This window comes from Polaromonas sp. P1_F8, assembly GCF_056405635.1.
This window is the reverse complement of record NZ_JBFUBS010000003.1, coordinates 392,623-418,463: the sequence shown is the minus strand read 5'-3', so window position 1 is coordinate 418,463 and position 25,841 is coordinate 392,623. Positions and strand designations below refer to the sequence as shown.

Below are 25,841 nucleotides of genomic sequence, written 5' to 3'. Positions count from 1 at the left end.
CAGACTGGATAAACTAGCCCAGCACATCCGGCAGCCCCTGTGCCGCACATCAGAACGACTCTCAGAGGAGGTTTCTCATGGCCCTGTCCTTTATCGTCACCCTTGCCGTGACCTTTCTAGCCTGGGCCGTTGCCGCGGTGCTGTCCCAAAGCATGGGCGACGCGATGACGCTGAGCGCATCCGTCTGGCTGGCCACGGGTGTCACCTTTGGCGCGCTGCTGGCCGTGAAGCCGCCCAAACGCCCCGCCGTGCTGGCGGGCGCCGCGCTGGCGGCCGTCGCGCTGGCTTTGCTGGACGGCCTGGCCGTACTGCCGGCCATCGCTTTTGGCCTGAACGAAGCACTCTGCGCCAGCCTGGGCGCCTGGGTGGCGCGCCTGCTGCGCAGCACCGGGCCCGACGGCGGCATGGAGCCGGGCAAGGCTTACGCCGGCGTGCTGCTGGGCGCACTGCTGACCTCCGCGCTGGGTGCCAGCATCGGCGTGATGCTCTGGAGCTGGGCCCTGCCGGAGCCCGTTGTCCTGCTGACCGAATGGCGCGTGTGGACCTGCACCACCTTTGTCGGCATCTTGCTGATTGCGCCGCTCATCACTGCGTTTTCCGGCTTCAAGGTCAAGCGATCGGGCGGCATGGCCACCAGCCAGTTCCTGGCGGGCGCCGGCACCTTCCTGCTTTTCTTTGTGGTGGCGGGGCTGATCTTTTCGAGCGATGTGTCCGACCGGTTCAGCGCATCACTGGGCCCCACCCTCACCTACCTGCCGCTGCCCTTCATGGTGGTAACCGCCATCCTCTGGAAGGAGCGCGGCGCCACGGTGGCCACGCTCATCGGCGCGCTCGCCCTGGTCGCCTGGACCAACGCCGGCGGCGGCCCCTTCGCCGAAGTGGAAGGCTTTCCCGGCGAAGCGGTGATCGAGATCCAGGGTTATGTCGCCGTGATGGCGCTGCTGGTGGGCGTGGTCAATGCCCTGGGCGCCACCGCCGCGCAAGCCCTGGCGCAGGCGCAAGACTGGCGCACCCGCTACCGCCAGGTGCTGGACTCCACCCGCACGGTAGTCGCCAATTTTGACGCCAGGACGGGCGCTGCCGAATGGGGCGAAGGCGCCAGCGAGTTGCTGCGCACCAACGCCAACGCGCTGCTGACCGTGCAGGACTTCATCGCCCACACCGACCCGCAAGAGCAGCCCGGGCTGCAAGCCGACTGGCGCGACCTGACCCAGGGCCAGCGCGACCACGTGCTGTGGAAAAACACCTTACGCTGGAGCGACGGCCGCGTGGCCAGCGTGAACGCGCGCCTGTCGGGTGTGCGTGGCGCCGACGGCAATGTCGAACAGGTTGCAGCGCTGCTGGAAGTCGAGGCCTGACGTGGCTCTGGACACTTCCAGTACCGCGTCCGCCGAATCGCCAGCGCCGGCCGTGGACAAAAAGACGCCGGCCGTTTTTCTTATCCACGGGCTGGGCGGCACGCAATACGATTTGGGCTCCATGCACAAGCGGCTGAAAAACGCCGGTTTCGTCACGCATTCGCTGACCCTGCCCGGCCACGGCACCACGCCCGAGGATTTGGTGAACGTGACGGCCGAGCAGTGGATGGATGCCGTTACGGCCAAGTACCACGAGGTAGCCGCGCTGCACGACAACTTCCACATCATGGGCATGTGCATGGGCGCGCTGCTGGCCACCGAGCTGGCCAAGCGGCAAAAGCACACGCGCGGCAAGCTGATCGCGCTGGCGCCGCCTATCTACATCGACGGGTGGGCCACCGCCTGGTACACACCGCTGCGCCACCTGATGTACCACGTGCCCGGCGTTGCGGCACGCATGAAGGTCGAGGAAGAAGACCCTTTCGGCATCAAGAACGAACAGCTGCGCGCCATCGTTAAAGCCAAATTTGCGCGTGGTGAAGCCTTTCATTACCGCTGGGTACCGCTGGCCTGCGTGCGGCAGGTAGACCGGCTTCGCGGCTGGGTGATGACGGGCCTGAAAGACATGGCCAGCGAAACCCTGGTGATCCATGCACGCGAGGACGAACTCACCAGCCTGAGCTCGGCCAACTACCTGGTCGAGCAGATCGGCGGCGCCAAAGCCCGCATGGTGGTGCTGGAAAACAGCTATCACATGATCTGCGTCGACAACGACCGCGAACAGGTTGCCCGCAACGTGCTGGAGTTTTTCGGCGCCAGCAGCGCGGCCTCACTGGGCATGGCGGTAGATGACCCGAAGATGAGCCCCGAAGCACTGGCCGCCTTTGCGCAAACGCTGCGCACGGCGCTCGAAGCCGGCGACTTCACCGGCATCTTTGCCAGGGGCGCTTCGGACATGGCATGGTTCCAGCCCGGCGCCAACCGCGCCAGCGGCGTCTACCGCGGCAACAAGGGTCTGCAAGCCATGCTGCCGTGGGCCGCTGCAGTGCGGTTCACCGCATTCGGGCAGCCGGTGTTCAATGCCGGTGTGGCCGTGGTACCCGCCACGCTCACGGCCGGCGGCCTGATGTCGCAGGGTGTGCTGGCCTTTGCGGTGCGCTCGGGCCGGCTGCTCGATGCGCGCTGGTTTCCCGACGACGTGGCGCTGGAAGACGCGCACTTCGGTGAACCGGTGGCCCCTGCCGGCCCCAGCGAAGCCGAACGCGCTTTTGAAGCCGCCGGCATCGCGGTGAAGACGCTGGCCCAACCACCTGACAACGAAGCCCTGCTGGGCCTCTATGCCCTGTACAAACAGGCGACGCTGGGCGACGCGACCGGCGAACGCCCCGGCATGATGGACGTGACCGGCCGCGCCAAATACGATGCATGGGCCCAGCGCAAGGGCATGGCCCGCGAAGACGCGATGGCCGGCTACACAGCCCTGGTCGAAAAGCTCAGGTCCGCCTGAGCGTTACCCCTCGCAAGCCTAGTCCATCAGGTCGGCGGGTACCTTGCCGCCGTTGGCTGCCAGCTTGTTCATGACCTGCTTGTGCAGCCAGATGTTCATGGTCGCGCTGTCATTCATGTCGCCCGTGTAACCCAGTTCCTTCGCCAGCTCCTTGCGTTCGCCCAGGCTGCTGTCCAGGTGCAGCAGCTTCATCAGGTCGACGATGGAGGTCTTCCAGTTGAGTTTTTCCGGGTTCTTGCTGGCCATGCCGTTGAGCAGGGCTTCGACATCGACCTGCTGCATGGGCGGCGCTGCAGGCGCCGGGGCAGGCGCTGCGGGGGCTGTGTCAGCGGGGGCGGCAGCCACCGGCGGCGCTGTGTCGGGCGTTTGCAGCGAGGGAAATATCTTGCCGAAAATTTTGCCGAGAATACTCATGGTGCGCCCCTGGGTGAAGTTTAAAAATCCAGCGTAACACCGGGACGTGACAGCTTTTGTCAGACGTCACGCCAATCGCAGCTTGGGCAACGCATCGCTCAACGGGCTGGCGCACTCACGCGTTTCAGGCCCGCTTCACCCGCTCGCGCCGCCGCATCGGGCTGCCACACCACCTGATCGTCTACCGCATACAGCCAGCACCTTGATTTTGCCCTCGCACACTGCTGGAAGGTCGTCGCGATCGCTTCGGGCTCGCCAGCGTTGAAGTACCAGCCGCCCTTTTCCGTCACGGCAAAGGCTTTGGGGGACGGCAAGGTACGGAAGTGGGCATAACGCGCCTTGCCGGCGTCGCTGAGCGGCACGGCCGCCGTGTCATCGGCCGCCGCAAAGCCGGAGGCAGGCGGCACCACGTAGTGATGCCCTTTGAAGCGCTGGGCGTGCGACAACAGCAAAGGCTGGCCCAATTGCGCCGAGAGAAACTCGAACATGCGCGCATGCGATGCTTCCCGCGCTGCGGGGTTGCCGCCCACCGTGGCCTTGCCGGTTTTGGTGTTGCCCAGGCCTTCCATTTGCTTGACAGGCCCGGGGCCGTCAAAGCCGTGGTAGCTGCCGGGGTAAACCGTCAGTTCCACCGGCGCATTGGCTTTGTTCTTTTGCAGGCGCCCATGCAGGGTGACGCATTCCGGGGCCAGTGTCCAGTCGTCAAGCTCGCCGATCATGATCAAAAGCGGCACATGGACTTCATAGTTCCACATCCTGTTGTTCAGCAGGCAGCCAGGGTAAAAAGCCACGGCTGCGCGCGGCTGCACCTTCTGTGCCTGCACGAATTTGTCTGTGGCGTCGATGGTGCTGAGCACTGTCTGCGCGCCATGCGACCAGCCCAGGACCACAATGCGCGAAGCATCCACGGACGGCTGCTTCACCAGCCAGTCGATGGCGGCGAACACGTCCTCGCGGCGGTCGCTTTCGTGGATGGTGCGAAGCTTGTTGGGCGTCTCGCAAATCGATTTCTGGCCACGCGGGGTGAAGCTGTCCAGCGCGAGGAAATGCATGCGCTCCGCGTTGAAGTACCCGCCATAGCGGAAGAGCCGCTCGGCAAAATTGCCTTTGCTGTCGAGCCCGCCGCCACAGCCATGCAGGCCGATGATGACGGGCCGCGGATCCTTGTCGCCGGTGTCGAACCAGTAGCCGGGAATCTGCAGCTTGCCGTCCTGCGACGGGATAAATACCGGGCCACTCGCATGCGACAGCTGTGCCAGCAGAAAGCCAAAAAGAAGAACAGAAAAATAACGAAGCCAGGTCATGGCAGTCCCCTCCTCTGCGTCTCTTTTACCGGACGCTCAGTTGTTTACGCCGCCCAAACCACCAGCCCGCTCCATGCCGTGGCCAGCACCACAATGCCGAACGCGATGCGGTACCAGGCAAACGGCACAAAGCTGTTGGTCGAGATGTAGCGCAGCAGCCAGCGCACGCAAAGCCAGGCGCTGAAAAACGAAAACACCAGGCCTACCGCGAACATGGGCATGTCGGCAGCAGACAGCAGCGCCCGCTCCTTGTACAGGCTGTAGGCGCCGGCGCCAATCAGCGTCGGCATGGCCAGGAAAAACGAGAAGTCGGTCGCGGCCTTGCGCGACAGCCCCAGCAGCATGCCGCCGATGATGGTCGCACCGCTTCGGCTGGTGCCGGGAATCATCGCCAGGCATTGCACCAGGCCGACCTTCACCGCGTCCATCACGGTCATGTCCTCCACCTCCTGGATGCGCGCAGTCGCGGTGTTCTTTTGCTGGCGCTTTTCGGCCCAGAGGATGATGAAGCCGCCGATGATGAAGGTGCTGGCCACCACCACCGGCGTGAAAAGATGGGCCTTGATGGCCTTGCCGAACAGCAGGCCCAGCACCACGGCGGGCACAAATGCCACCAGCACATTCAGCACAAACTGTTGCGCCTGTTTCTCGGTCGGCAGGGCTACGGCTGTGGCGCGGATCTTCTGCCAGTACACGAGGATCACCGCAAAAATGGCGCCGGTCTGGATCGCGATGTCAAACACCTTGGCTTTTTCATCGTCAAATCCCAGCAGAGCGCCGGCCAATATCAGGTGCCCTGTCGAGGAGATCGGCAGGAATTCAGTCAGGCCCTCGACGATGCCCATGACGGCGGCTTTGATCAACAGTGCAATATCCACGCGGTCTCCAAAAAAGGTTGCCGCGATTATCGCCGCCGAACATGGCCCCCACGGTCGCTCACTGCGTGTAGCTCCCTACCCCCCGAGGGGCCGCCCGCCTGCGGCCTGAAAACTGACACACCCCTATCGGGCTCGCTGCGTGTAGCCCTTTTCCCCCCTTGCAGGGGACGGCGCCTGCGGCCCGGCGAAGCCGGTTCCGCGGCTCCTGCTGGGTTGAAGAATTCAGTGGTGTAACCAGCGGGCGGTATTCACCAGTGGGGGCCGAGGGTCCGGCTTCGCCGGCCCCAGGCGCCGTCCCCTGCAAGGGGAGAACAGGCTACACGCAGTGAGCCTGGACAGGGGTGAATGTTTATTCATACAATTCGTTACCTGCATCGTTCGCCACCGCCGCCATGCAACTGACACCGCTGATCGCCATTCACCTGTTTGCCGCCAGCACCGCCATCGTCATCGGGCCGGTCGCGCTATGGGCGCGCAAGGGGCGCTTGCAGCGGCCCAAGCTGCACCGGGCTTTTGGTTATGCCTTCGTGACGATGATGCTGGTCACCGCCGCGACGGCAGTTTTCATCCGCGACTATGACTACCCCAATATCGACGGCTACACACCTATCCACCTGCTGGTGCCCTTCACACTGCTCAGCCTGAGCGGCGCGTTCTGGCATTTGAGCCGCGGCAACATTGCAGGCCACCGCCGCGCCATGCAGTCCCTCTACATTGGCGCATGCCTGGTGGCTGGCGTGTTCACGCTGATGCCCGACCGCTACCTGGGCAAGATGCTGTGGACGCAGCTCGGCCTGCTGTGACTTTCCACATCGCCCGGAAAAGCTGTAGCATTTTTTGACGAGCCCGTGGCAGGGCGGTCCGTGCACGGAGTCCGGTGAAAATCCTCAGACGCACACAATGCCCCACCCGGGCGCCCAGAAAAAGAAGGACCACCCATGCACCGTTATGTCCTGAGCGGCCTGTTGCTGCTCGCCGCCACCTGCGTGCAGGCCGGCATGGGTTTCACCGAACTGCCCGGCCTGCAGGACGATGGCCCCATCAGCGTTTTTTACCCTTCCGCCGGTGAAGACCGGCAGGCCCAGTTCGGCTCCTATTCCCTCAAACTTGATCGCGGTGGCCAGCCGGTGCGCGGCAATACGCGCCTGGTGGTGATCTCGCACGGCTCGGGCGGCTCGCCCTGGACCTACACCGACCTGGCACGCCGCCTGGTCGAAGACGGCTTCGTGGTCGCGTTTCCCCTGCACCGCGGCGACAACGCCAGGGACCCGTCCACTCCCGGACCCGACAGCTGGAAGCTGCGGCCCGCCGAAGTGTCCCGCGCCATTGACGCGGTAGCGCGTGACCAGCGCCTGGCACCGCTGCTGTCGCTGGACAAGGTCGGCATGTACGGCATGTCGGCCGGCGGACACACCGCCCTGACGCTCGCCGGCGGCCGCTGGTCCCCGGCGCTGCTGGCCCGGCATTGCGAGGCCAACATTGCCGAGGACTTTCACACCTGCGTCGGGCTGACCACGCGGCTCTCGGGCGGCGTGCTGGACGGCCTGAAAAAAACGGTGGCGCTGGCAGTGATCCGCCAAAGATTCAGCGACGCAGGCTGGCAAACCCACACCGATCCGCGCATTCGCGCCGTGGTTGCCGGCGTTCCGCTGGCCGCCGATTTCGACATGGCTTCGCTCGCCGCACCCCCCGTGCCGCTCGGGCTGGTGACCGCCCGGCAAGACCGCTGGCTGGTGCCACGTTTTCACAGCGACGTGGTGCTGCAGGCCTGCAAGCGCTGCGAACACCTGGCTGACCTGCCCACCGGCGGCCACGGTGCGCTGCTGTCGCCGCCGCCTCCGGCCGATGCCATGTCGGCGCTGGCCAAAGACCTGCTGCTGGACCCGCCCGGCTTTGACCGCAGCGAGCTTCCCGCCGTAGACCAGAAGATCAGCAGCTTCCTGCGCAGGCACCTGCTTCCTTAAATTCCCGGCGATGGGTTTGTGAAGGCTGGCCACAGGCACGCCTGGCGGTCACGCATCGAAGTGAACCAAAAATGAACGTTTCAGGTGCATTTTTGAGTCAAAAACGAACCAATAAGAACCATTAGTAAAACTTATCTACTCGTACATTCATTCGCTGATGGGTGAACCCTACTACCGCTTCATGAAGGTGAAATATACATTCAGTTACACCAACATTACCACCAAGGTTCTCACGATGAACAGCTTCACTTCCCGCCGTCATACCCTGGTCGGCCTGACCGCCATTGCCGTAGCCAGTGCCCTGCTCTCGGGCTGTGACAACCCGCCAGACACCATCAAGATCGGCGTTGCCCAACCGCTGTCGGGGAACCTCGCCGCGCTCGGCCAGGACTTGCACAACGGCGTGAAGATGGCCGTGGACGAGATCAACAAGGAGGGCTTCCAGATCAAGGGCAAGACGGTCAAGATTGAAATCGTGGCCATGGACGACCGGTCTGATCCGAAAACCGGTGTGGAAGTCGCGCAGCAGCTCGTCGATGCCGGCGTGGTCGCCGTGATCGGCAACCTCAATTCGGGCGTCAGCATCCCGGCCGCACCGGTCTATGCCGCCAAAAACATTCCCCAGCTGGCCATCTCGACCAACCCCAAGTTCACCGAGCTGGGCCTGGCCACCACCTTCCGCCTGGTGGCCAACGACAACCTGCAGGCCCGCGCGATCGGCTCCTTCGCCGCCAACCAGCTCAGCGCCAGCAAGTTCGCCATCGTCGATGACGGCACCACCTACGGCAAGGGCCTGGCCGCCGGTGCGGCCGTCGAGCTGAAGAAAGCCGGCAAGGCAGTAGTGGTCACCTATTCGTCCGACGACAAGACCACCAAGTTTGACGAGCTGGCCGGCAAGATCAAGGACGGCAACGTCGAAGTGGTCGTGTCCACGCAAGGCGACTTCCAGATCCTCGCGCTGATTGAAGCCCTCAAGAAGATCGACTACAACCAGCAGATCAGCATCCTGGGCGGCGACACCATCAAGACGACCGACATGCTCAAGGGCAGCGACACAGTCAAGGGCATCTACGCTACTTCGCCCATCCTGGACGCCAAAGAGTTCGTCAACGGCAAGGCCTTCCTGAGCAAGTACCAGGACACCTTCAAAAGGGAGCCGGCTTACGGCGGCCACTACACCTACGACGCGATGTACATCCTGGCCGGCGCCATGCGGCGCGCCAACTCGGTCAAACCTGAAAAGATCACCGAAACCCTGCGCACCTTTGACGGCTACGCGCCGATTACCGGCTCCATGAAGTGGGACTCGGTGGGCGAGCAGCGTTACGGCGTGGTCGGCGTTTACTCGATCCGCAAGGGTGTTTGGGACCTGCAGCTGCGCTCCGACCGCTGGTAGGCTAAGCTTTCGGTCGTCATGACCGAGCCCACTTCACTCCCTGGCGCATTCCCTGGCGCATCTTCCGGCGCGGCGCCTTCCCGCCACCACGCCACGCCCGCCGAAGTCCTGGACTTCTGGCTGGGCGACGGCGTCGAAAAAGACTGGCCCACGCAAGACCTTGGCAAACGCTGGTTTGGCGGCGGCGCCGAACTCGACGAAGACATCCGCACGCGCTTCGGCCTTGAGGTCGAGGCAGCCGTGGACGGCGGCCTGCAAGGCTGGGTGCAACCGCCCCTTCACCGCCTGGCGCTGGTCATCCTTTTGGACCAGTTCACACGCAATGTCTTTCGCGGCTCCGGCAAGGCCTTTGCCGGCGACGCGCGAGCCCAGCAACTGGTACTGGAGGCGCTGGCCGCCCAAACCGACCTGCAGCTGCCCTGGGCCGGGCGCGTCTTTTTGTACATGCCGCTGATGCATGCCGAAAGCCTGGCGCTGCAGGATGAATGCGTGGCGCGCTTCACCCGGCTGGTGGACGACGCGCCCGATTCACTCAAGCAGCGCCTGCGCGGCAATCTTGACTTCGCCCACCAGCACCGGGACATCATCGCCCGCTTCGGCCGCTTCCCCTACCGCAACGCGGCGCTGGGGCGTACCGATACGCCCGAGGAAGCCGACTTTCTCCTCAAGGGCCCGCGCTTCGGGCAGTAAGGTTCCCCCCTGTCCAGGCTCACTTCGTGTAGCCCGTTCCCCCCTCAGGGGGCGGCGCCTGCGGCCCGGCAAAGCCGGTTCCGCGGCCCCCGCTGGTGAATACGCCGAAGAACCGGCTCTGCGGAAGTTATGCATCAAATCGGCCTCCAGCCCAAGTGGAACTTGCGAAAGCAGCTACTAATTTGATAGCAAGCAACAGTAGGCCTCATCTTTCCTGCTTTTGAATCCATAGCCTCGGCTACGCCGTACTAGCAACGGGACGTCCCGCGCCACATCGCCAACAACAAGGGCGGACGTCCGGTACATGCCGGCCAGCCTGGCCGGTTCACAAAAACCCAGGAGTTCAAAAATGACTTTACGCACAGCCACCGCCTCAGCTTCAGTTCTGCTCGTGTCTCTGCTCGCCGCCTGCGGCAGCATGTCGCCCATGATGCCCACGTACTCGCAGGCCGGCCTGCCGGCGGCCGTGCAGGTGCCGGCTGGCAACAAGGTCGCGATGGAGACCGTCGGCGTGGGCGACATCACCTACCAGTGCAACGCCAAAAAAGACATGGCCGGCCAGTTTGAATGGGTCTTTGTCGGCCCCGACGCGAAGCTCAGCGACCGCAGCGGCAAGCAGGTCGGCAAATACTACGGCCCGCCGGCCACCTGGGAAAGCATGGACGGCTCCAAACTGACGGCGACGCAAATCGCGGTCGCCCCCGGGGGCATGGGCAACATCCCTTTGCAACTCGTCAAGGGCAACCCGGCCATGGGCAGCGGCGCCATGAGTGGCGTGACCTACATCCAGCGCGTGGACACCCAGGGCGGCGTTGCACCCGCCATGCCCTGCGCCGCCGGCAACATGGGAGCCAAACAGGTCGTGAAGTACCAGGCCGGCTACATCTTCTACAAGGCGATGTAAGCATGGGGAGGTTCCTACAGCCTCCCGCGCCCGATATCCTTCACCCGCATCTCCTCAGGGTGAGCTGCCAGCTCTGAAGTCAGGCGGGGCTGGTCTTACGCCCGCAGGCTCGCCGCAAGGCCGGCGCTGCGGGCTTTTTTACGGGCGGTTGGCCTGCCGCTTTGGCTGGTTGCCTGACTGTCTTTTTGACTTGCCGCCTGAGCTGTCGCATTTGCCCGCAAACGGTCCGGCAAGGCGCTGGCAATGAGGCTGCGCGGCGTCCTACAGATGTTTACATTTCAGCGGGCTTTACTGGCAAGCAGGCAAAACAACAACCCGAGGAGCCTTCATGAAAAGCACACACAACACCTTTTGGGCCTACAGCAAGAGCGTTGCCGTCACGCTGGCCATGGTCACCGGCACTGCCGCGCTGATCACCGCCTGCTCCGGCGTCGCGCCGCTTCCCAAGGAATACACGCAGGACCCGTTGGATACATCGGTCAAGGTGCCGCCCGGGCATGTTGTGGCGCTTGAGACCACCGCCAGCGGCCTGCTTCATTACGAGTGCAAGGCCAACGCGGACACGGCCGGCACCATCGGCTGGGTTCTCGTGAGGCCCGAGGCTGACCTGCTGGACCGCACCGGCAAAACCGTCGTGAAATATTCCGGCCCGCCCGCCACCTGGACACACATCGACGGCTCCAGCGTGGTCGGCACGCAGGTGGCGCTGGCGCCCCGCATAGGCGCCACCAACCTGCCGAACCAGCTTTCCACAGGTGCATCGGGCGCCACGCCTGGCGTCCTGCAAAACATCACCTACATCCAGCGCATCAAGACCAAGGGCGGGCAAGACCTGAGCAAGGCCTGCACGCAATCCGACCTCGGCGACAAGCTGACAACGTCTTACCAGGCCGACTATATTTTCTGGAAAGCCTCTTGAAGCAGAGTGGCAATGGAACCCAAAAGCCCGCAGGCCCCTGGTCTGCGGGCTTTTTTTCTGGCGTGGGCAGAATCCAACCTGCTACTGAATTTATAGCTGCTCGCGCTGGTTCTTATTGGGCTACAGCCAGATTTGGCACTGGGATGGAGCTGCATCACGCTACCGGCATTGGCACCGGCATGGAATACCGGCTGCACGCCTCAATGCGCCATCATCCCACCCGGTGAAACCTGCCGACCTTTGCCCGCACCCATTCTCTTCAGCGTCCTACAGCAGGCCTGGCTTATTGTGTTTTACTGTGCCTGAGACCATCGCTCCTCACCTGGAACCTGCCGTGAACACCAAAGCCTCTCGCGCTCCCTGCTTCGCCCTGCTGCGAAGCGTGCTCATGGTCACCGGCGCAGTGGGGGTGCTTGGCGCCTGCAGCGTACGCCTGCCCAACCCCTACAACGCCCAGCAGGCCCTGCCTGAAGCCATACGCGTGCCGGCGGGCCACCAGGCCGTGCTGGAAGCGCAGGGCAAGGGCGACCTCCTGTACGAATGCCAGGCCATCAAACGTGCGCCCTATGAATACGCCTGGCTGCTCCAGACGCCCGGGCTGCGGCTGCAAGACAGTTATGGCCAGACCGTCATGTACTACCCGGGTTTGCGCTCACGCTGGGTGCACAGCGACGGCTCCAAAGTCGCCGCGCGGGAACTGGTCGAAGTGTTCACCGACCGCAGCAGCCTACCGCTGCAGCGGGCCATGGTGAGCCCTTCAGACACCCCGGGTGCCCTCGCCAGCGTCAGCTACATCCAGAGCCGCAGAACAGCGGGCGGGGTTGTGTCGGCCACCCCATGCACCTCCGCCAGCCTGGGCATGCGGGTGTCGGTGCCTTACGAGGCCGACTATGTTTTTTGGCGCCCGGCCGCCTAGTACTGCAACCCACCAACCTTTCAGCGCCCAACAAAAAGCCCGCACGAAGCGGGCTTTTTGTTTGAGGGTTTTGGGGCGTGATTGACCGGCAGGATGCCTTTCAAAACCCCTTAACGATTCTTAGCGATATCCGTGGCCGTGACCATGTCCGCGGCCGTGGCCATGCCCCTGGTAATACACCGGGCGCGGACCATAGTAGCCGCCGTGCCTGGGGCCGTAGTACACCGGCTGCGGTGCGTAATACACCGGTGCAGGCCTGACGTACACAGGGCGCGGCTGGTAGTACACCGGCGCAGGCTGGTAATACACAGGTGCCGGCTGCACATAAACAGGCTGCTGGTACACCGGGTAGGCGTTTGTCACGCCGACCTGCACACCTGGGGCGGCAACCCCTACAGAAAAGGTCACGTTGTCGCGGGCCTGGGCTGCACCGGCAAAGCCGAAGGCGGCCAGGGCCAATGCGGCTGCGGCACCAGCCATGGCGACGGAGCGGTTTGCCTTGAATGCTGTCTTCATATGATCTCCTTAACAGGGCAGGAAATGCCCATGTGCTTATTAAACGCGCCACCCCCGTAACGGCGTACCGCATGCACAGTGAAGAGCGTAGCCAAACGTAACCCTTTCGGCTAACCCCTAAAATCACTCAATGACCACCCCCGTCCCCTCCAAAGCAGCCCCCGCCGACAAAGAAGCCCACAAGCCCAGCAACTTCCTGCGCCAGATCATCGAAAAAGACCTGGCCGAAGGCACTTATGCCAGCCGCCGCTGGGGCGGCAGCCCCGGGGACGCCGCCCACCATGCTGGAGGCCAGCCCGACCCGGCTAAAGTGCGCCTGCGCTTTCCGCCCGAACCCAATGGTTACTTACATGTGGGCCATGCCAAGAGCATTTGCCTGAACTTCGGCCTGGCGCGTGATTACGGCGGCGTGTGCCACCTGCGCTTTGACGACACCAACCCCGAAAAAGAAGACACCGAATACGTCGACAGCATCATCGAAGCCGTCAAGTGGCTGGGCTATGACTGGGCGCAGATCGGCAACGGCAAGGGCGGCGACACACCCTACCAGGCCAGCGACTACTTCGACTTCATGTACCGCGCGGCTGAATATTTGATTGAAAGCGGCAACGCCTACGTTGACGAACAAACCGCCGACGAAATGCGCCACAACCGCGGCGACTTCGGCCACCCCGGCACCAACAGCCCCTTTCGCGGCCGCACACCCGCTGAAAACCTGGCGCGCTTTCGCGAGATGCGAGACGGCAAGCTGCCCGACGGCGCCGCCGTGCTGCGCGCCAAGATCGACATGGCCTCGCCCAACATCAACATGCGCGACCCGGCCATCTACCGCATTCGCCGCGCACACCACCACAACACGGGCGACAAATGGTGCATTTACCCCATGTACACCTTTGCCCACCCGGTCGAAGACGCACTTGAGCAAATCACCCACAGCATTTGCACGCTCGAGTTTGAAGACCAGCGCCCGTTTTATGACTGGCTGCTCGACCGTTTGGCCGAAGGCAAACTCATTGCCACACCGCACCCGCGCCAGTACGAATTTGCCCGCCTGAACCTCACCTACGTGCTCACCAGCAAACGCAAGCTCGCGCAGCTGGTGACGGAAAAGCGCGTGAGCGGCTGGGACGACCCGCGCATGCCAACAATAGTCGGCCTGCGCCGCCGCGGCTACACGCCCGAGTCACTGCAACTGTTTGCCGAACGCATAGGCGTGACCAAGAGCGACAGCTGGATCGACTACAGCACGCTCGAAGGCTCGCTGCGCGACACGCTGGACCCGATCGCTCCGCGCGCCATGGCCGTGCTTGACCCCGTCAAGCTCGTGCTGACCAACTGGGACGAAGTCATGGGCGCAGGCAAGCTCGACGATTGTTCGGCGCCTGTACACCCACACCATGAAGACATGGGCAAGCGCCAGTTCAAGATCGGCAAGGAAGTCTGGATTGAGCGCACCGACTACGAAGAAACTCCCCCCAAAGGTTTCTTCCGCCTTTTCCCGCCGCACATCAACGCGAGCAAGCAAGCCATTGCCGGCAGCAAGGTGCGCCTCAAGTACGGCCACGTCATTGAATGCACAGGCGCGGTGAAAGACGCCAGCGGCAAGGTCACCGAAGTGCACGCCACCCTGATCCCCGACACCAAGAGCGGCACCCCCGGCTCCGACGCCATCAAGGTCAAGGGCGTGATCACCTGGGTGGGCGTGAACGACGCGGTGCAGGCCGAAGTGCGCCTTTATGACCGCCTCTTCACCACCGAACACCCCGGCACCGGCGACAAGGATTTCCACGATGAGTTGAATCCCGACAGCCTCAAGTCGGTAACGGCCTATGTTGAGCCGTCATTGACCAATGTGCCTGCCGGCACGCGCTTTCAGTTTGAGCGGCATGGGTACTTTGTGACTGACCTGGTGGATCACTCTGCCAGTAAAGCCGTATTCAATCGGGTCACGGGCATGAAGGACAACTGGGCCAAATAACTGGCAACCCGAAAGACGCAGCGCCAACGAAGCCCCAAAAAGCGTCCACAAAACAATTCGAATTACGAGGGAGAATATTTTGAAAATCTGGTTGCATGCCGTGCGCAGCACGATGTTGATGGGCACGCTCGGTCTGTGCGCACTGGCCGCGCAGTCCCAGCCGGCGCCTGCTACCCAGGGTCCGAACGAAGGCGTCAAGGAAGTACGGATTTCATCCGACAAATTCGAGCGCCAGGCGGCCCTGCCCAGTTGGGTCGAACCCATCACCAACCTGCCCGCCACGCAAAGCAAGGCACCAGTGGTAACCATACTGGCGGACACGCAGTTCATGGTGGCCGCACAACCTACCAGCTTTGTACACCGGGCCTGGCTGGCCAACACCAATGCCCCGTTGCAGTCGCTGGGCACGATGCAGGTGTCCTTCAACCCCGAATACCAGAGAGCCAAGCTCCATATCCTGCGCATTCACCGCGCAGGCCAGGTCCTTGACAAGCTCGCCACGGCCGAAATCCGCTTCCTTCAGCAGGAAACCGGCCTCGACATGGGCGCCTATAACGGCGAAACCACCGCATCCATCCTGGTTGACGACCTGCGCGTCGGCGACGTACTGGAAATGGCTTCCTCCATCACCGGGTCCAACCCCGTCATGGGCAACCGGTTTATTGACTACGCCAGTTGGGACCAGGGCGGCCCCGTTGAACGGCGCCGCGTCACGCTTAACCACCCTTCCGCGCGCAAGATCAATGCGCTCTTTTTGGGCGACCTGAACAAGGACTATCCAAAGCCTGTCGAGTCAGTCAGCGGTGCGATGAAAAAACTCCGTTGGGAACAACTCGCGCTGCCGGCCGTGGACTTTGAAGCGTCGGTTCCTGCCAGTTTTTATGTGGGCCGCTCCATGCGGTTCTCGGAGTTCCAGAGCTGGGCCGAGGTGTCGGACTGGGCTGATCAGCTGTTCCGTAGCAACGCACCCTTGCCTCCTGAAATCATGCAGGTCGTGCAAACGCTGGGCACCAAGCCCACCATGGACGAGCGCGTCTCCGGTGCACTGCAATGGGTGCAGAACGAAATCCGTTATTTCTCGGTGTCCCTGGGTGAAAGTTCGCACCGCCCCACGCAACCCGCGCTCACCCTGCAGCGCCGCTATGGCGACTGCAAGGACAAGTCATTCATGCTGATCGAAATGCTGCGCGCGCTGGGCATCAAGGCGCAACCCGTGCTGGTGTCCACCCGCGTGCGCGACGGGCTTTCGAAGAAGCTGCCTTCACCTTACGCTTTCGACCACGCCATCGTGCGCGCGGAAGTGGAAGGAAAAACCTACTTTCTCGACCCCACCCTGATCGGCCAAACCGGACGGCTGGACGCACTGGGCCAGCCGCATGAAGGCTCAGAGGTACTCGTTGTTCAACCCGGTAACAGCAGCTTCACCCGCATCAAGTCAGCTGATTACGCCGCGATCTCCCGCAACGAACTCACCGAAAAAATCACCCTGCCGAAATTTGGCGGCGACGGCACGCTCGAGAGCCAACACCTCTGGTCGGGCTACAGCGCGGAAGTGCGCCGCATCCAGCTGGCTGCCTGGACGACGGAGCAGCGCGACAAGGTGTTCCGCGAAGCGTATGAGCGGCGCTACCCGGGCATCCGTTTTTCTGCGCCGCTCCAGGTGCTCGACGACACCATCAATAATGTTGTAACCGTCAAAACCCAGTACACCGTTCCCAACCTGGCCATCCCGGCTGGCAGCGAGTGGGCGGTGCGCTACAGCGCCAGCAACATGGCAGGCATGGTGGTCATGCCGCCGTCGGTCAATCGCACCCAGCCGCTGTCCATGGAAGTCCTGCCGCGAAAAAATCGCTACTCGGTCGAGATTGAATTTCCGCCTGAGGTGTCTGTGGTGAGTGACCCCATCACGCGCTCCGTGCGCGACGACGCCTTTGACTACCAGGTCTCCGCCAGCTTCCGCGGTAACCGGGCATCGACCACCATCGAGCTGGCCGTATTGCAAACCCAGGTCGAGGCCTCACGCGTGCCTGCCTATGCGGCCGCTCTGCGCCGCACCGGCGAGATTTTTTACCCCATTGCGGTAGTGCGTAAAGACGACATCAAGTCATCCGGCCTGCTGGGCCTGGGCACAAAGACCCTGCGCAAGACGATTGAAGACCGCCTGAACGACCGCATCGGCAAGGTCGGCAAAGGCATCGACAGCGGCCGGCTGAGCGGCGACGACCTGGCAGATGCCCTGTGCGAACGCGCCGAAGCACTCACCGACCTCGGCAAACCCGAAGAAGCCCTGAAAGATGCGCAGCTTGCCATCAAGGGCAGCCCCAACTCTGCACGCGCCTATGCCTGCCGCGGCAATGTGTACTTTGGCCTGCGCGACTACACCCGCAGCGTTGCCGACTACAGCAAGGCCATTTCACTGGGTGACGAAAGCGACCATGTGATGTACCGGCGCGGCCATGCGCGTTTCTACGGTGGCCAGCTTGCGGCAGCGGCGGAAGACTTTGCCAAAGCAAGCCAGTCCAAACAGGCTGATGCCGACGCCGCACTTTATGCAGAGCTGTGGCGCGTATGGACACAAAAGCGGCTGGGCATCACGCCGGACGCCGCACAACAAGCGCTTGCCAGAGCCAAGCCTGGCGGTGACTGGCCCCGCCCCGCCCTTGCCATGCTGCACGGCCTGATGACGCCCGAACAAGCCCTGGCCACACTCGACAGCAAAAAGGGCGACGAGCGCGACATGGCTCTTGTGGAGGGCTACTTCTATGTTGGCCAAAACTACTATGCCCAGGGCGACAAGACAAAAGCCGCCGAGTTTTTCAACAAGGCCCGCGAAAAAGGCGTCCTCCTCTACATCGAGCACGTCGCAGCGGGCCTGGAGCTGCAACAGATGGGTGTCGCCAAGCCCTAGGCCCACATATGCTCCCATCGCCCTATCCCAAGCGCCTCCGGAATTTTCTGGTGATGACGGGATGGGCGGCATCCCTGCTGGTACCGGCCACCGGTCATGCCCAGTTCGGCCGTTTCGAATTTAGCGACACAGGCGATTTTTCAGAATCGGCCATCCTGCATGGTGTCAAGGCCACACAGGCGCAATGCGCAGCCGCCGCCAATACCGTCTGGGCCGCCACGGCCAGCTCGGGCGCTGAATGCCTCAAATACTGGAAGGCCGGCTTTGGCGACCAGCCCGTCAAACGCGCCATCGTGTTCTTTCATGGAGATGTCTTTGTAGGCGTAGGCAAGACCAGCAAAAACTACCTGGACTTGACCAATGCCCAGTTACAAAACTTCGCCGACGGTTGGGCCAAAACACTCGGCATGCCCTACATCTACATGGGCCGCCCGGGCACCCACGGCTCATCAGGCGACCACATGCAGCGCAGGCGCATTGACGAATCACTCATCATCTCGGCCGCGTTAGACGAGATCAAGAAGCGCTACGGCGTAGAAGAATGGGTCATCGCCGGACAAAGCGGCGGCGGCCACGTCACCTCGTCATTAATCACCGAACGCTCGGACATTGTTTGCGCCATCCCCACCTCAGCACCCTCCTCTCCCCGCATACGCTGGGAAATGATGGGCCGCACCAAAGACACCACCAACTACGCCGACTCCTACGAGCCGTGGAAATTTGTCGCCAAAGACAAGGTCAACCCCAAACTGCGCGTGTTCGTGCTGGGCAACCCCAACGATAAAAACGTTTTCTGGGCCTCTCAAACCGTGATGGCCGACGCCTTGCAAAAGGCGCAGATTTCGGTGCAGGTTTTGCAAGGTGAAGGGAGTGGGCCGGATGCGCATGGGCTGTCGAATTCGTCGCGCATTGTGGCGGGGTGGTGTGCGAAGGATCTGGGGACGGAGGAGATGGTGGCTCGGGCGGGCAAGGGGCTTAAGGGTTGAGGTAAACATTACTGCTCAAAGATGGACGTAATATCTATAGTCAAAATGCCCGTAACACTGCATGTCACGTTAATCCGCTTCGCAAATAACAGTTCGACCAGCAGCAACAGACTTCTGAGGAAAATAAAGCATGAAAGCAATATACGGTCCATCCATATCATCAGAAGATGCAATGTGGATCAGCGAGCCAAAAATACAAGCAGCATCTCTCTTTGATTCCGATATTGAAGAAAAGTACGCGTCGCGGGCGGATCGGATAGTTACAGAGACAAATCGCGAGAAATTGCGTAATTTTGCCGATGCGCTTAAACGACCTGGATACATGGAAACACGGCCGTTCTATCAAAGGAGAAATCGCTGGGATCCCCGGAGGCAGTCACAGTTGATCGAGTCAATCCTGATCAACATTCCTATCCCGCCCTTATTTGTTTACGAAACTGAGCCTGACAAGTATGAAGTCATGGATGGCCAACAGCGTATAACAGCCATTCGCTCCTTCTATAGCAACGAGTTGGTTCTAAAGGGACTTGATCGATGGCCAGAGTTGAACGGTCGCACGTACTCGAAGCTTCCTGAAACAATAAAAGCGGGAATTGATAGGCGCTCAATATCGTGGGTAACCGTTCTAAACGAGTCCTCCCGTGATGAGGAGGAGGCATTTCAATTGAAGCAGTTAGTCTTCGAGCGCTTAAACACTGGGGGCGTCAAACTAAGTGCGCAAGAAATAAGAAATGCACTATATGCAAGTTCATTTAATGACATGCTGCTTGACCTCTCTCGGCAAAGCATTCACCGCGAAGCATGGGGACTACCCAATTTCGAGAAGATCGAAGAAGAAGATACCCCTGAATACCTTCTGACTGATCGGCTTTACAGCGAAATGGGCGATGTGGAGGTAATCCTAAGATTTTTCGCTCTTCGCCACGCAAATCACTACCGAAGCGGTATGCGAGCCTTTTTAGATACTTATATGTTTCGCGCACGCAAGTTTGATAGGTCGGAGTTGGCATTCTTAAAGAACCTCTATCTTCGAGCGATAACGCTAGCGCAGAACATATTCGGAGACAAGCTTTTTCGCCCCTTCGATCCAAAAACTGGAACATGGAAAAAAGCTAAGCAGAAAGCATTGGCAGATGCGGTACTAGTAGCCCTCGTGGAATTTATAGATAATCCCGCGGACCTCATCAGTCACAGTGAGTCGATAGTCGACGCACTGCAATCGGCCTTTCAAAGTGACCAAGAGAGGAGCCTACTAACTGGTCGTGGGAATACTAAGGCTGACGTGCAAGCCCGTATTGAACTTGTCCGTGGGATCCTTGAGCAATACGCTTAAGTCCAATGATCCAAGCTAGTTTCATCGGTTTTCAGAAGGGGCTTCGCCAGGCCAAATCACTTTTTCATCTAAATGAATGGGTGCGGAGCCGCACGATATCTCTTCCCTCAGATGATCAACTCGGCATCACGATCGTTGAACGAAATGAATACTCTCGATACTTCGACTATTCAGGCGCATTGACGAGGCTATATGCCACCTATGAAGCATATGTATTTTCGATGGTCGATATTTGGTTGCGCTTTCTTGCAACCACGTCATATTCGATCCTCTCAGTTAAAGAGCTCGAGGCTATTCGAGAGGGATACCGGATGCGTGCGGGGTTTTGCCTTCAGTATTTTTCTCAGAAACGACTGGAGTCAATAGGCGTTGAGAAATTATTGTGGTCTACGTTGAAGACCGCCAGAGGCAGAGTCAAGGAACCTCTCATTCCCGAGGTTTTCTATTCAAATTTAAATAATCTGAGGCTCAAAGATTTAGTTTCACTTTTACATGATGTGAAATTGCAAAACGCAGATGGCTTCTTAGCAAAACGGCGTTATCTACAAGATTTTCTGGATGGAACAGAATACACGCTCGAATCATATCTCTCTGAGTTTGTGCAGCGCCGAAATGAAGTCGCGCACGGAACGGCCGAAGGCGATCTATTAGGACTGTCTTCGCTGATTGAGTTAGCAGATTTTTTAGAGCTGTTAGGGCGCGGAATCAGAGATCTGATACTGAATAATCTCTTGAGATCGCACAACTGCGTTCCCATCGGAAGATTCGACAAAAGTTATAAAGCAAAGCGCGTTTTGATTTTGCAATCAAACACTGAAGTACTCTCTATCACCGATCAAATCATTATTCAATCTGACAATGACTTGCTACTTGGAGAGATCGAAAGCATAGAGATAGAAGGTAATTCGTTAAGTTCTGCAAATCCCGGAAACCTCGAGTTAGTGGGCGTACGTCTGTCAGTAGTTCCACCACCGAGTGGAAAGGTATTTCGTATCCTCTTTCCTTTGCGGACGATGCTTTAGTACAGAAGCACCAACCACGCATAACCACAGCGCGCGATGCTTACTTTGAATTCAGTTCTCCAATGTCTCTTCCCAACTTCAGCCCCGCCGCAGACCGCAACAAGCAGCCCATCCTCGAGGTGCTGCGCGAAGTCTTACCTGCGCATGGCAGCGCACTGGAAATCGCCTCAGGCACTGGCCAGCACGTCACCTGGTTTGCCACTGCCCTTCCGCAATGGACATGGCAGCCCACCGATGCGATGCCTGCCTCGATGGACTCCATTGCAGCCTACATAGCCGAGCGGGGCTTGCGCAATGTGCGCCCTCCCCTAGTGCTCGACGTGATGGCACCCGAGTGGTTGCCGGGCACTGAACAATTCGACCTGATCTACTGCGCCAACATGCTGCACATCTCGCCTTGGGCGACTTGCGCTGCGCTGATGCAGGGCAGCGCACGCCACTTGGCGCCGGGCGGTGTACTGGTGACTTACGGGCCGTATCTGGAAGACGGCGTGCCGACGTCTGAAGGCAACCTCAACTTCGACCAAAGCCTGCGCGCGCAAGACCCGTCCTGGGGCATCAGGCGCAGGGAAGATGTAGAGCAGGAAGCCGCGCGCGCCGGCCTGCAGCTGCAAGCCCGGCACGCCATGCCGGCCAACAACCTGCTGCTGGTCTGGGGAAAATCACAGCAGTCGGCAAAACATTAACTGCGCACTCCTCGGCAGCAAGCTGAGCCCGCTATTATTTTTATAGCTGCTCGCGCTTGTTCATCAAGGGCTGCAGCATCATTTCCGTAAAATTCTCGTTCTAACCCGATTAGCGTGGCGATCAGCGGCTTTTCTCAACCGGGTTGGCGGTCAACCAATTAGCAGGATAGGCCCGCATGAACTCCTTGGCCTTTTCCGTGCGGGCGCTGAGCCAGGCATCGTAGGCGCCCTCGTTCAGGATCGCCAACATGCGTTTTTCGTTGCCGGGCTGTTGGTACCGGCTCATCAGGGCGTGGCTGTTGGCATTCACTGTAAGGAGTGCGTAGCTGACGATGACTTCGCCATCCGCGCCTGTCCAGCTCTCCCACAGGCCCGCCACACCCATGGGTTGGCCATCGACCCGGGCAATGCGGGTGGGCACGGCCTTGCCGCTGCGCCAGTCCTCCTCCATGAAGGCCATCATGGGCACGATGCAGCGCTGCCCGGCCAGCCACGCATCGCGGAAGTTGCTGGACGTGGTGACGGTTTCCGAGCGGGCATTGACCAGCTTGGTCGAACGCAGCTTAGCGTCTGACGCCGACTTGACCCAGCGCGGCACCAGGCCAAACTGCCCGGCCACCAGTTCATGCGAAAGCAGCGCACGCGCGGGCTTTTCAGCGTCTGTGGCCTCTTGAACCTCTTCCGCTTCCTCAGCTTCTTCGGCTTCATCGAGTTTTATCGCGCGGATAAAAACACCCGGCTTGCGCGGCCATACATTGCGTTCCACGGGCGAATCCGGGGCGGCCACGCCGAAGGCATCGGTATAAAGCGTGGCGGTTTTGATGCTCTCGTATTGGGTACTCATGCGGCGATGCTATCGCAGTGGCGCTACCAGGGCATGGTCCAATGACACCCATGCCCAGCCCCAGCTTCCCTCCGCCCACCGCAACCGGCATGCCGCCGCGCCTGATCTGCTTTAACAAGCCCTACGGCGTGCTGAGCCAGTTCACGCCTGAGGGCCGCTGGCGCGGGCTCAAGGACTTTATTGCCGTGCCGGAGGTGTATGTGGCCGGCCGGCTGGATGCCGACAGCGAGGGCCTGCTCCTGCTGACGAGCGACGGCGCGCTGCAGGCGCGCATCAGTGACCCGCGCTTCAAGATGGAAAAGATTTACTGGGTGCAGGTTGAAGGTGTGCCCGACGAAACTGCGGTGGATGCCCTGCGCCAGGGCGTGCAACTCAACGACGGCATGACGCGCCCCGCCAACGCGCGGCTGATTGACACACCACCGGGCCTGTGGGAGCGCGAGCCGCCCGTTCGTGTACGCAAGGCCATTCCGACCACGTGGCTGGAACTTGGCATTCGCGAAGGGCGCAACCGGCAAGTACGGCGCATGACGGCTGCCGTGGGCTTTCCGACATTGCGCCTGATTCGCGCTTCCATCGGCCCCTATGCGCTGCAGGGCCTGGCGCAGGGCCTCTGGCGTGAGGCGCAAGAGCAAGCGGAATAGAAGGCGGAATAGGGCAACACGCCACAGTAGTTACTGCCGCAGGATCTTCTCCATCGCCTTTCCTTTGGCCAGCTCATCAATCAGCTTGTCCAGCCAGCGGATTTTTTGCATCAGCGGGTCTTCGACCTCTTCTACGCGAACACCGCAGACCACACCTTTGATCAGCGACACGTTCGGATGCATGGCTGGGGCCTGGGCGAAGAAAGTTTCGAAATCGTTTTGCAGCTTGATTTGTTTGTTCAGCCCCTTTTGGTCATAACCGGTCAGCCAGCAAATGATCTGGTCGACTTCTTCTTTGGTGCGGCCTTTGCGTTCGGCTTTTTGAACCAGCATCGGGTAGACCTTGGCAAACGCCATCGTGAAAATCTTGTGTTGGGGCATGATCATTCCTTGCGGGCTGTCTTCAGCGCTAGCGCCACCCTGGGCTGAACCCCGCTATTTGGCCTTGGGCTTGTTCAGCGCCGCGGCTTCGCGTATCAGCGCCTTCAGCGCTTTCTCATCGATCTTGTCGCCCTCATGAAAGTCAATGGCGCGGCGGGTGTTGCCTTCGAGGCTTGAGTTGAAAAGGCTTGAAGGGTCTTCCATCTTTGCGCCTTTGGGGAAGGTCAGCTTCACGGCCTTCTTGTAGGTCTCGCCGGTGCAGAGGATGCCATCTTTAGACCAGACGGGAACGCTCCACTTCCATTCCTCGACCACATTGGGAACGGCCTGTGTGACGATGGCCCGGACGCGGGCGAGCGTCTCGCCGCGCCAGTCATCGAGGCCTTTGATCTTTGCGTCTATCAACTCAGAAGCTGAGCCTGATTCTTTTGCTTCAACCGGCGCGCTCTTGGTTTTGTTCACGTTGTTGCTCCATTCTTCATGCGTGGTGTTCGTTCACATCTTTTCGCCGGGCAACTGGCTGGCCTGTTTCACCCAGTCGGTGAGCTGCGCTTCGTCGAAGGGGTCATCTTCATGGATGTCGAGGTAGCGCGTGTCTTGGCTCTTGGATTCACCCGGCGGAACAGGCCGCAGCGACGTGCCGCAAAAAAATGCCACCTTGACGTACTTCGTGAAGCAATGGACGCTGAGGAACCAGCCTTGGTCCGCCACACCGTAGAAGGGTGAGTTCCATTTGACAGCCTTGTGCACACCGGGAACGGTGCGCACGATGAGCGCGTCAAGGCGTTGCCCGATGTCGCGCTTCCACCCCGGCATGGCTGCGATGTAAGCCTGTACAGGCGCGTCGCCCTCGCCTTTGGGGATCTGCGGGTTGCCGCCAGCGAGCAAGGCCGGCTTGCCTGCCTTTGCCGGCCCCCTGGTCGCATCGGGCTTCTTTTTGGCCATTGCATTCATTTCAATGCCTTGTGTCGAAGATCCGGGCAGTCAACCTGCCCGCGCCAGAACCTCTTCCAGCTTGGCAAAGAATTGCGGCCAGCCGTGTTTGGCGCCCTGGTAGGCCTGCTCCTGGTCCAGCCGGAAGCCCGATTGCTCCATGCGCAGGTGTGTGCCCGTGCTTGTGGGGGTAAGCGTCCAGGTGACGACGCTTTCAAGGCCATAGGCGGCCCAGGTGTAAGACAGTGTTTTGTCGGGCTCAATGGCCAGCACCTGGCATTCGACAGCGCCCCAGTCTGCGCGCAGGCTGAAACGCTGGTCCATGACGGGCTTGAAGTCGTTCTTCATGAGCCACTCTTCGATCAGGTGCGGCTGCGTGAGGGCGCGCCAGATTTTTTCGGGCGGGTAAGGAATCTCGCGCTCGACGACGACGGCGCGCGTTTCAGTGGAAGCAGTGGTGGTGTTAAGGGTTGCGGTGTTGCTCATTGGTCCATCCTTTTCAAAAGTGATTCGAGGTGATCTATGCGGTCGTTCCAGAAGGCGCCATAAAAGCTCACCCAGTCGCGCAGGACGGAGAGCGCCAGCGGCTGGGCGCTGTAATGCGTTTCGCGGCCCTCACGCCTGTCGTCAACCAGCTTTGCCTGTTTCAGGATGCGCAGGTGCTTGGACACCGCCGGCTGCGACACGCCCGCACGGTCCGTCAGCGCACGCACGGTTTGCGCCCCGTCCTGGGCCAGGCGCTCAAAGATCGCCCGGCGTGTCGGGTCGGCCAGGGCTTTGAAAACTTCGTTGGCAACCTCGTTGGAAACTGTTTGCATGCCGAAATCATAACCATATGGTTATTGGTTTGTCAACCCGCCCTGCATCCAGAAAGTGAAGGCCCCGGGGATTCAGCCCCGTCAACCTCAGCGTGACCTGAACGTGACAACCCGTTGCCATCATGGAAGGCAGTTCATGAACGCCGCCATTCAACAATGCCGCCTTTCTCTGACAGACAAACGCTTGCGATGCGTGCCAAATGGGTTTCAAGCGCCGCCGTTGGAGGCGCACATAACGACCCCTTCCAGGAGATAGCCATGCCCCAGTTCGCCATGATTACCGGTGACGTGACTTACACACCGGGTGACGGTACGCCCATCGAGATCCCGCGCGTGCGCGTGGAAGTCGCGCTGGAGCCTGACAGCGCCACGCTCAGCTGGGACGCCGGCGACGGTGTTGCCGCCGTCACGGCGATTCCGCGCATCCAGTTTGACGACTACGTGAGCAAAGGAAAAATCACGCTCACGCAGTAAGCGCCGCAGGCGTCGTTCGTCATTGCGGCTTCGTGGCGCCAGCGCTGCCACAGAGCCGCAATAATCGG

The 25,841-nt window shown here is 60.8% G+C and carries 27 protein-coding genes; 17 read left to right on the top strand and 10 right to left on the bottom strand.

From position 1 onward, the window contains the following. The first annotated feature begins 77 nt into the window (after positions 1-77). Both AC1D1J_RS13845 and AC1D1J_RS13840 read left to right on the top strand, forming a co-directional pair. The gene (locus AC1D1J_RS13845; RefSeq protein WP_477694961.1) at positions 78-1,358 is read left to right on the top strand and encodes an MASE1 domain-containing protein; all 1,281 of its coding nucleotides are present in this window, start codon (positions 78-80) and stop codon (positions 1,356-1,358) included. 1 nt (position 1,359) lies between these two features. Beyond that, positions 1,360-2,865 (top strand): acyl-CoA-binding protein, encoded by a 1,506-nt coding sequence (locus AC1D1J_RS13840; RefSeq protein ID WP_477694960.1) that lies wholly within the window; start codon positions 1,360-1,362, stop codon positions 2,863-2,865. Positions 2,866-2,883: 18 nt separating this feature from the next. On the opposite strand, the gene AC1D1J_RS13835 is transcribed toward AC1D1J_RS13840, so the two are convergent. The 3 genes from AC1D1J_RS13835 to AC1D1J_RS13825 form a co-directional block, all read right to left on the bottom strand. Then, positions 2,884-3,279: a DUF3597 domain-containing protein gene (locus AC1D1J_RS13835; RefSeq protein ID WP_477694959.1), complete on the bottom strand. Its 396-nt coding sequence runs from the start codon at positions 3,277-3,279 to the stop codon at positions 2,884-2,886. Positions 3,280-3,377: 98 nt separating this feature from the next. Further along, positions 3,378-4,583: a dienelactone hydrolase family protein gene (locus AC1D1J_RS13830; RefSeq protein ID WP_457279123.1), complete on the bottom strand. Its 1,206-nt coding sequence runs from the start codon at positions 4,581-4,583 to the stop codon at positions 3,378-3,380. A 44-nt stretch (positions 4,584-4,627) separates the two neighbouring features. Beyond that, entirely contained in the window at positions 4,628-5,461 is an 834-nt protein-coding gene (locus AC1D1J_RS13825; protein WP_477694958.1) for an undecaprenyl-diphosphate phosphatase, read from the bottom strand. A 392-nt stretch (positions 5,462-5,853) separates the two neighbouring features. On the opposite strand from AC1D1J_RS13825, the gene AC1D1J_RS13820 reads away from it, so the two are divergent. The 7 genes from AC1D1J_RS13820 (at position 5,854) to AC1D1J_RS13790 (ending at position 12,250) form a co-directional block, all read left to right on the top strand. Beyond that, positions 5,854-6,264, top strand: a complete 411-nt coding sequence (locus tag AC1D1J_RS13820) for a DUF2306 domain-containing protein (RefSeq protein WP_477694957.1) — start codon at positions 5,854-5,856, stop codon at positions 6,262-6,264. A gap of 135 nt (positions 6,265-6,399) precedes the next feature. Then, the gene (locus AC1D1J_RS13815) at positions 6,400-7,425 is read left to right on the top strand and encodes an alpha/beta hydrolase family protein (protein WP_477694956.1); all 1,026 of its coding nucleotides are present in this window, start codon (positions 6,400-6,402) and stop codon (positions 7,423-7,425) included. 235 nt (positions 7,426-7,660) lie between these two features. Beyond that, complete coding sequence (locus AC1D1J_RS13810; protein WP_477695085.1) at positions 7,661-8,821, top strand: branched-chain amino acid ABC transporter substrate-binding protein; 1,161 nt, start codon at positions 7,661-7,663, stop codon at positions 8,819-8,821. An 18-nt stretch (positions 8,822-8,839) separates the two neighbouring features. Next, a complete protein-coding gene (locus tag AC1D1J_RS13805; protein WP_477694955.1) occupies positions 8,840-9,511 on the top strand; it encodes a DUF924 family protein in 672 nt (223 codons plus the stop codon). A 349-nt stretch (positions 9,512-9,860) separates the two neighbouring features. Continuing rightward, on the top strand, positions 9,861-10,415 hold the full coding sequence (locus AC1D1J_RS13800) for a DUF3455 domain-containing protein (RefSeq protein WP_477694954.1): 555 nt from the start codon (positions 9,861-9,863) through the stop codon (positions 10,413-10,415). A gap of 328 nt (positions 10,416-10,743) precedes the next feature. Then, positions 10,744-11,334 (top strand): DUF3455 domain-containing protein, encoded by a 591-nt coding sequence (locus AC1D1J_RS13795; protein WP_477686635.1) that lies wholly within the window; start codon positions 10,744-10,746, stop codon positions 11,332-11,334. A 334-nt stretch (positions 11,335-11,668) separates the two neighbouring features. Further along, the gene (locus AC1D1J_RS13790; protein WP_477694953.1) at positions 11,669-12,250 is read left to right on the top strand and encodes a DUF3455 domain-containing protein; all 582 of its coding nucleotides are present in this window, start codon (positions 11,669-11,671) and stop codon (positions 12,248-12,250) included. Between the two features lie 120 nt (positions 12,251-12,370). Here AC1D1J_RS13790 and AC1D1J_RS13785 read toward each other — a convergent pair whose 3' ends face one another. Then, the gene (locus AC1D1J_RS13785) at positions 12,371-12,766 is read right to left on the bottom strand and encodes a hypothetical protein (RefSeq protein WP_457279131.1); all 396 of its coding nucleotides are present in this window, start codon (positions 12,764-12,766) and stop codon (positions 12,371-12,373) included. A gap of 130 nt (positions 12,767-12,896) precedes the next feature. Here AC1D1J_RS13785 and AC1D1J_RS13780 point away from each other — a divergent pair, with 130 nt between their 5' ends. The 6 genes from AC1D1J_RS13780 to AC1D1J_RS13755 all read left to right on the top strand — a co-directional run bounded on the left by AC1D1J_RS13780 (position 12,897) and on the right by AC1D1J_RS13755 (position 21,679). After that, positions 12,897-14,744: a glutamine--tRNA ligase/YqeY domain fusion protein gene (locus AC1D1J_RS13780; RefSeq protein ID WP_477694952.1), complete on the top strand. Its 1,848-nt coding sequence runs from the start codon at positions 12,897-12,899 to the stop codon at positions 14,742-14,744. Between the two features lie 79 nt (positions 14,745-14,823). Beyond that, a complete protein-coding gene (locus AC1D1J_RS13775; RefSeq protein WP_477694951.1) occupies positions 14,824-17,652 on the top strand; it encodes a DUF3857 domain-containing protein in 2,829 nt (942 codons plus the stop codon). Between the two features lie 8 nt (positions 17,653-17,660). Beyond that, positions 17,661-18,638, top strand: a complete 978-nt coding sequence (locus AC1D1J_RS13770; RefSeq protein ID WP_477686631.1) for an alpha/beta hydrolase family protein — start codon at positions 17,661-17,663, stop codon at positions 18,636-18,638. Positions 18,639-18,768: 130 nt separating this feature from the next. Next, the gene (locus AC1D1J_RS13765) at positions 18,769-19,971 is read left to right on the top strand and encodes a GmrSD restriction endonuclease domain-containing protein (RefSeq protein ID WP_477694950.1); all 1,203 of its coding nucleotides are present in this window, start codon (positions 18,769-18,771) and stop codon (positions 19,969-19,971) included. A gap of 5 nt (positions 19,972-19,976) precedes the next feature. Beyond that, entirely contained in the window at positions 19,977-20,993 is a 1,017-nt protein-coding gene (locus tag AC1D1J_RS13760) for an MAE_28990/MAE_18760 family HEPN-like nuclease (protein WP_477694949.1), read from the top strand. A 62-nt stretch (positions 20,994-21,055) separates the two neighbouring features. Then, positions 21,056-21,679, top strand: coding sequence for a DUF938 domain-containing protein (locus AC1D1J_RS13755; RefSeq protein ID WP_477687802.1), 624 nt, complete (start codon positions 21,056-21,058; stop codon positions 21,677-21,679). Between the two features lie 121 nt (positions 21,680-21,800). On the opposite strand, the gene AC1D1J_RS13750 is transcribed toward AC1D1J_RS13755, so the two are convergent. Beyond that, positions 21,801-22,523, bottom strand: a complete 723-nt coding sequence (locus tag AC1D1J_RS13750; RefSeq protein ID WP_477694948.1) for an SOS response-associated peptidase — start codon at positions 22,521-22,523, stop codon at positions 21,801-21,803. 50 nt (positions 22,524-22,573) lie between these two features. Between AC1D1J_RS13750 and AC1D1J_RS13745 the strand changes: the two genes are divergently transcribed. Next, positions 22,574-23,167, top strand: a complete 594-nt coding sequence (locus AC1D1J_RS13745) for a pseudouridine synthase (protein ID WP_477694947.1) — start codon at positions 22,574-22,576, stop codon at positions 23,165-23,167. Positions 23,168-23,197: 30 nt separating this feature from the next. Here AC1D1J_RS13745 and AC1D1J_RS13740 read toward each other — a convergent pair whose 3' ends face one another. Genes AC1D1J_RS13740 through AC1D1J_RS13720 form a run of 5 tightly spaced genes read right to left on the bottom strand, consistent with a single transcriptional unit; the run spans position 23,198 to position 25,299 of the window. Beyond that, complete coding sequence (locus tag AC1D1J_RS13740; protein WP_477694946.1) at positions 23,198-23,548, bottom strand: DUF2200 domain-containing protein; 351 nt, start codon at positions 23,546-23,548, stop codon at positions 23,198-23,200. A gap of 54 nt (positions 23,549-23,602) precedes the next feature. Beyond that, complete coding sequence (locus AC1D1J_RS13735) at positions 23,603-24,010, bottom strand: DUF1801 domain-containing protein (protein WP_477694945.1); 408 nt, start codon at positions 24,008-24,010, stop codon at positions 23,603-23,605. Between the two features lie 33 nt (positions 24,011-24,043). After that, positions 24,044-24,493, bottom strand: coding sequence for a DUF1801 domain-containing protein (locus tag AC1D1J_RS13730; protein ID WP_477695084.1), 450 nt, complete (start codon positions 24,491-24,493; stop codon positions 24,044-24,046). Positions 24,494-24,532: 39 nt separating this feature from the next. Then, entirely contained in the window at positions 24,533-24,967 is a 435-nt protein-coding gene (locus AC1D1J_RS13725) for an SRPBCC family protein (protein ID WP_477694944.1), read from the bottom strand. Beyond that, positions 24,964-25,299, bottom strand: a complete 336-nt coding sequence (locus AC1D1J_RS13720; protein WP_477648908.1) for an ArsR/SmtB family transcription factor — start codon at positions 25,297-25,299, stop codon at positions 24,964-24,966. The genes AC1D1J_RS13725 and AC1D1J_RS13720 overlap by 4 nt, the downstream gene beginning before the upstream one ends. Positions 25,300-25,557: 258 nt before the next feature. Here AC1D1J_RS13720 and AC1D1J_RS13715 point away from each other — a divergent pair, with 258 nt between their 5' ends. After that, complete coding sequence (locus AC1D1J_RS13715) at positions 25,558-25,773, top strand: hypothetical protein (RefSeq protein WP_457279148.1); 216 nt, start codon at positions 25,558-25,560, stop codon at positions 25,771-25,773. Positions 25,774-25,841: the final 68 nt, after the last annotated feature.

Bases quoted from the DNA above. Each gene is read 5' to 3' on its own strand.
- AC1D1J_RS13845 (WP_477694961.1), top strand. From the start codon at position 78: ATGGCCCTGTCCTTTATCGTCACCCTTGCCGTGACCTTTCTAGCCTGG.
- AC1D1J_RS13835 (WP_477694959.1), bottom strand. From the start codon at position 3,279: ATGAGTATTCTCGGCAAAATTTTCGGCAAGATATTTCCCTCGCTGCAA.
- AC1D1J_RS13830 (WP_457279123.1), bottom strand. From the start codon at position 4,583: ATGACCTGGCTTCGTTATTTTTCTGTTCTTCTTTTTGGCTTTCTGCTG.
- AC1D1J_RS13820 (WP_477694957.1), top strand. From the start codon at position 5,854: ATGCAACTGACACCGCTGATCGCCATTCACCTGTTTGCCGCCAGCACC.
- AC1D1J_RS13815 (WP_477694956.1), top strand. From the start codon at position 6,400: ATGCACCGTTATGTCCTGAGCGGCCTGTTGCTGCTCGCCGCCACCTGC.
- AC1D1J_RS13810 (WP_477695085.1), top strand. From the start codon at position 7,661: ATGAACAGCTTCACTTCCCGCCGTCATACCCTGGTCGGCCTGACCGCC.
- AC1D1J_RS13805 (WP_477694955.1), top strand. From the start codon at position 8,840: ATGACCGAGCCCACTTCACTCCCTGGCGCATTCCCTGGCGCATCTTCC.
- AC1D1J_RS13800 (WP_477694954.1), top strand. From the start codon at position 9,861: ATGACTTTACGCACAGCCACCGCCTCAGCTTCAGTTCTGCTCGTGTCT.
- AC1D1J_RS13795 (WP_477686635.1), top strand. From the start codon at position 10,744: ATGAAAAGCACACACAACACCTTTTGGGCCTACAGCAAGAGCGTTGCC.
- AC1D1J_RS13785 (WP_457279131.1), bottom strand. From the start codon at position 12,766: ATGAAGACAGCATTCAAGGCAAACCGCTCCGTCGCCATGGCTGGTGCC.
- AC1D1J_RS13780 (WP_477694952.1), top strand. From the start codon at position 12,897: ATGACCACCCCCGTCCCCTCCAAAGCAGCCCCCGCCGACAAAGAAGCC.
- AC1D1J_RS13770 (WP_477686631.1), top strand. From the start codon at position 17,661: ATGCTCCCATCGCCCTATCCCAAGCGCCTCCGGAATTTTCTGGTGATG.
- AC1D1J_RS13765 (WP_477694950.1), top strand. From the start codon at position 18,769: ATGAAAGCAATATACGGTCCATCCATATCATCAGAAGATGCAATGTGG.
- AC1D1J_RS13760 (WP_477694949.1), top strand. From the start codon at position 19,977: ATGATCCAAGCTAGTTTCATCGGTTTTCAGAAGGGGCTTCGCCAGGCC.
- AC1D1J_RS13755 (WP_477687802.1), top strand. From the start codon at position 21,056: ATGTCTCTTCCCAACTTCAGCCCCGCCGCAGACCGCAACAAGCAGCCC.
- AC1D1J_RS13750 (WP_477694948.1), bottom strand. From the start codon at position 22,523: ATGAGTACCCAATACGAGAGCATCAAAACCGCCACGCTTTATACCGAT.
- AC1D1J_RS13745 (WP_477694947.1), top strand. From the start codon at position 22,574: ATGCCCAGCCCCAGCTTCCCTCCGCCCACCGCAACCGGCATGCCGCCG.
- AC1D1J_RS13740 (WP_477694946.1), bottom strand. From the start codon at position 23,548: ATGCCCCAACACAAGATTTTCACGATGGCGTTTGCCAAGGTCTACCCG.
- AC1D1J_RS13730 (WP_477695084.1), bottom strand. From the start codon at position 24,493: ATGGCCAAAAAGAAGCCCGATGCGACCAGGGGGCCGGCAAAGGCAGGC.
- AC1D1J_RS13725 (WP_477694944.1), bottom strand. From the start codon at position 24,967: ATGAGCAACACCGCAACCCTTAACACCACCACTGCTTCCACTGAAACG.
- AC1D1J_RS13720 (WP_477648908.1), bottom strand. From the start codon at position 25,299: ATGCAAACAGTTTCCAACGAGGTTGCCAACGAAGTTTTCAAAGCCCTG.
- AC1D1J_RS13715 (WP_457279148.1), top strand. From the start codon at position 25,558: ATGCCCCAGTTCGCCATGATTACCGGTGACGTGACTTACACACCGGGT.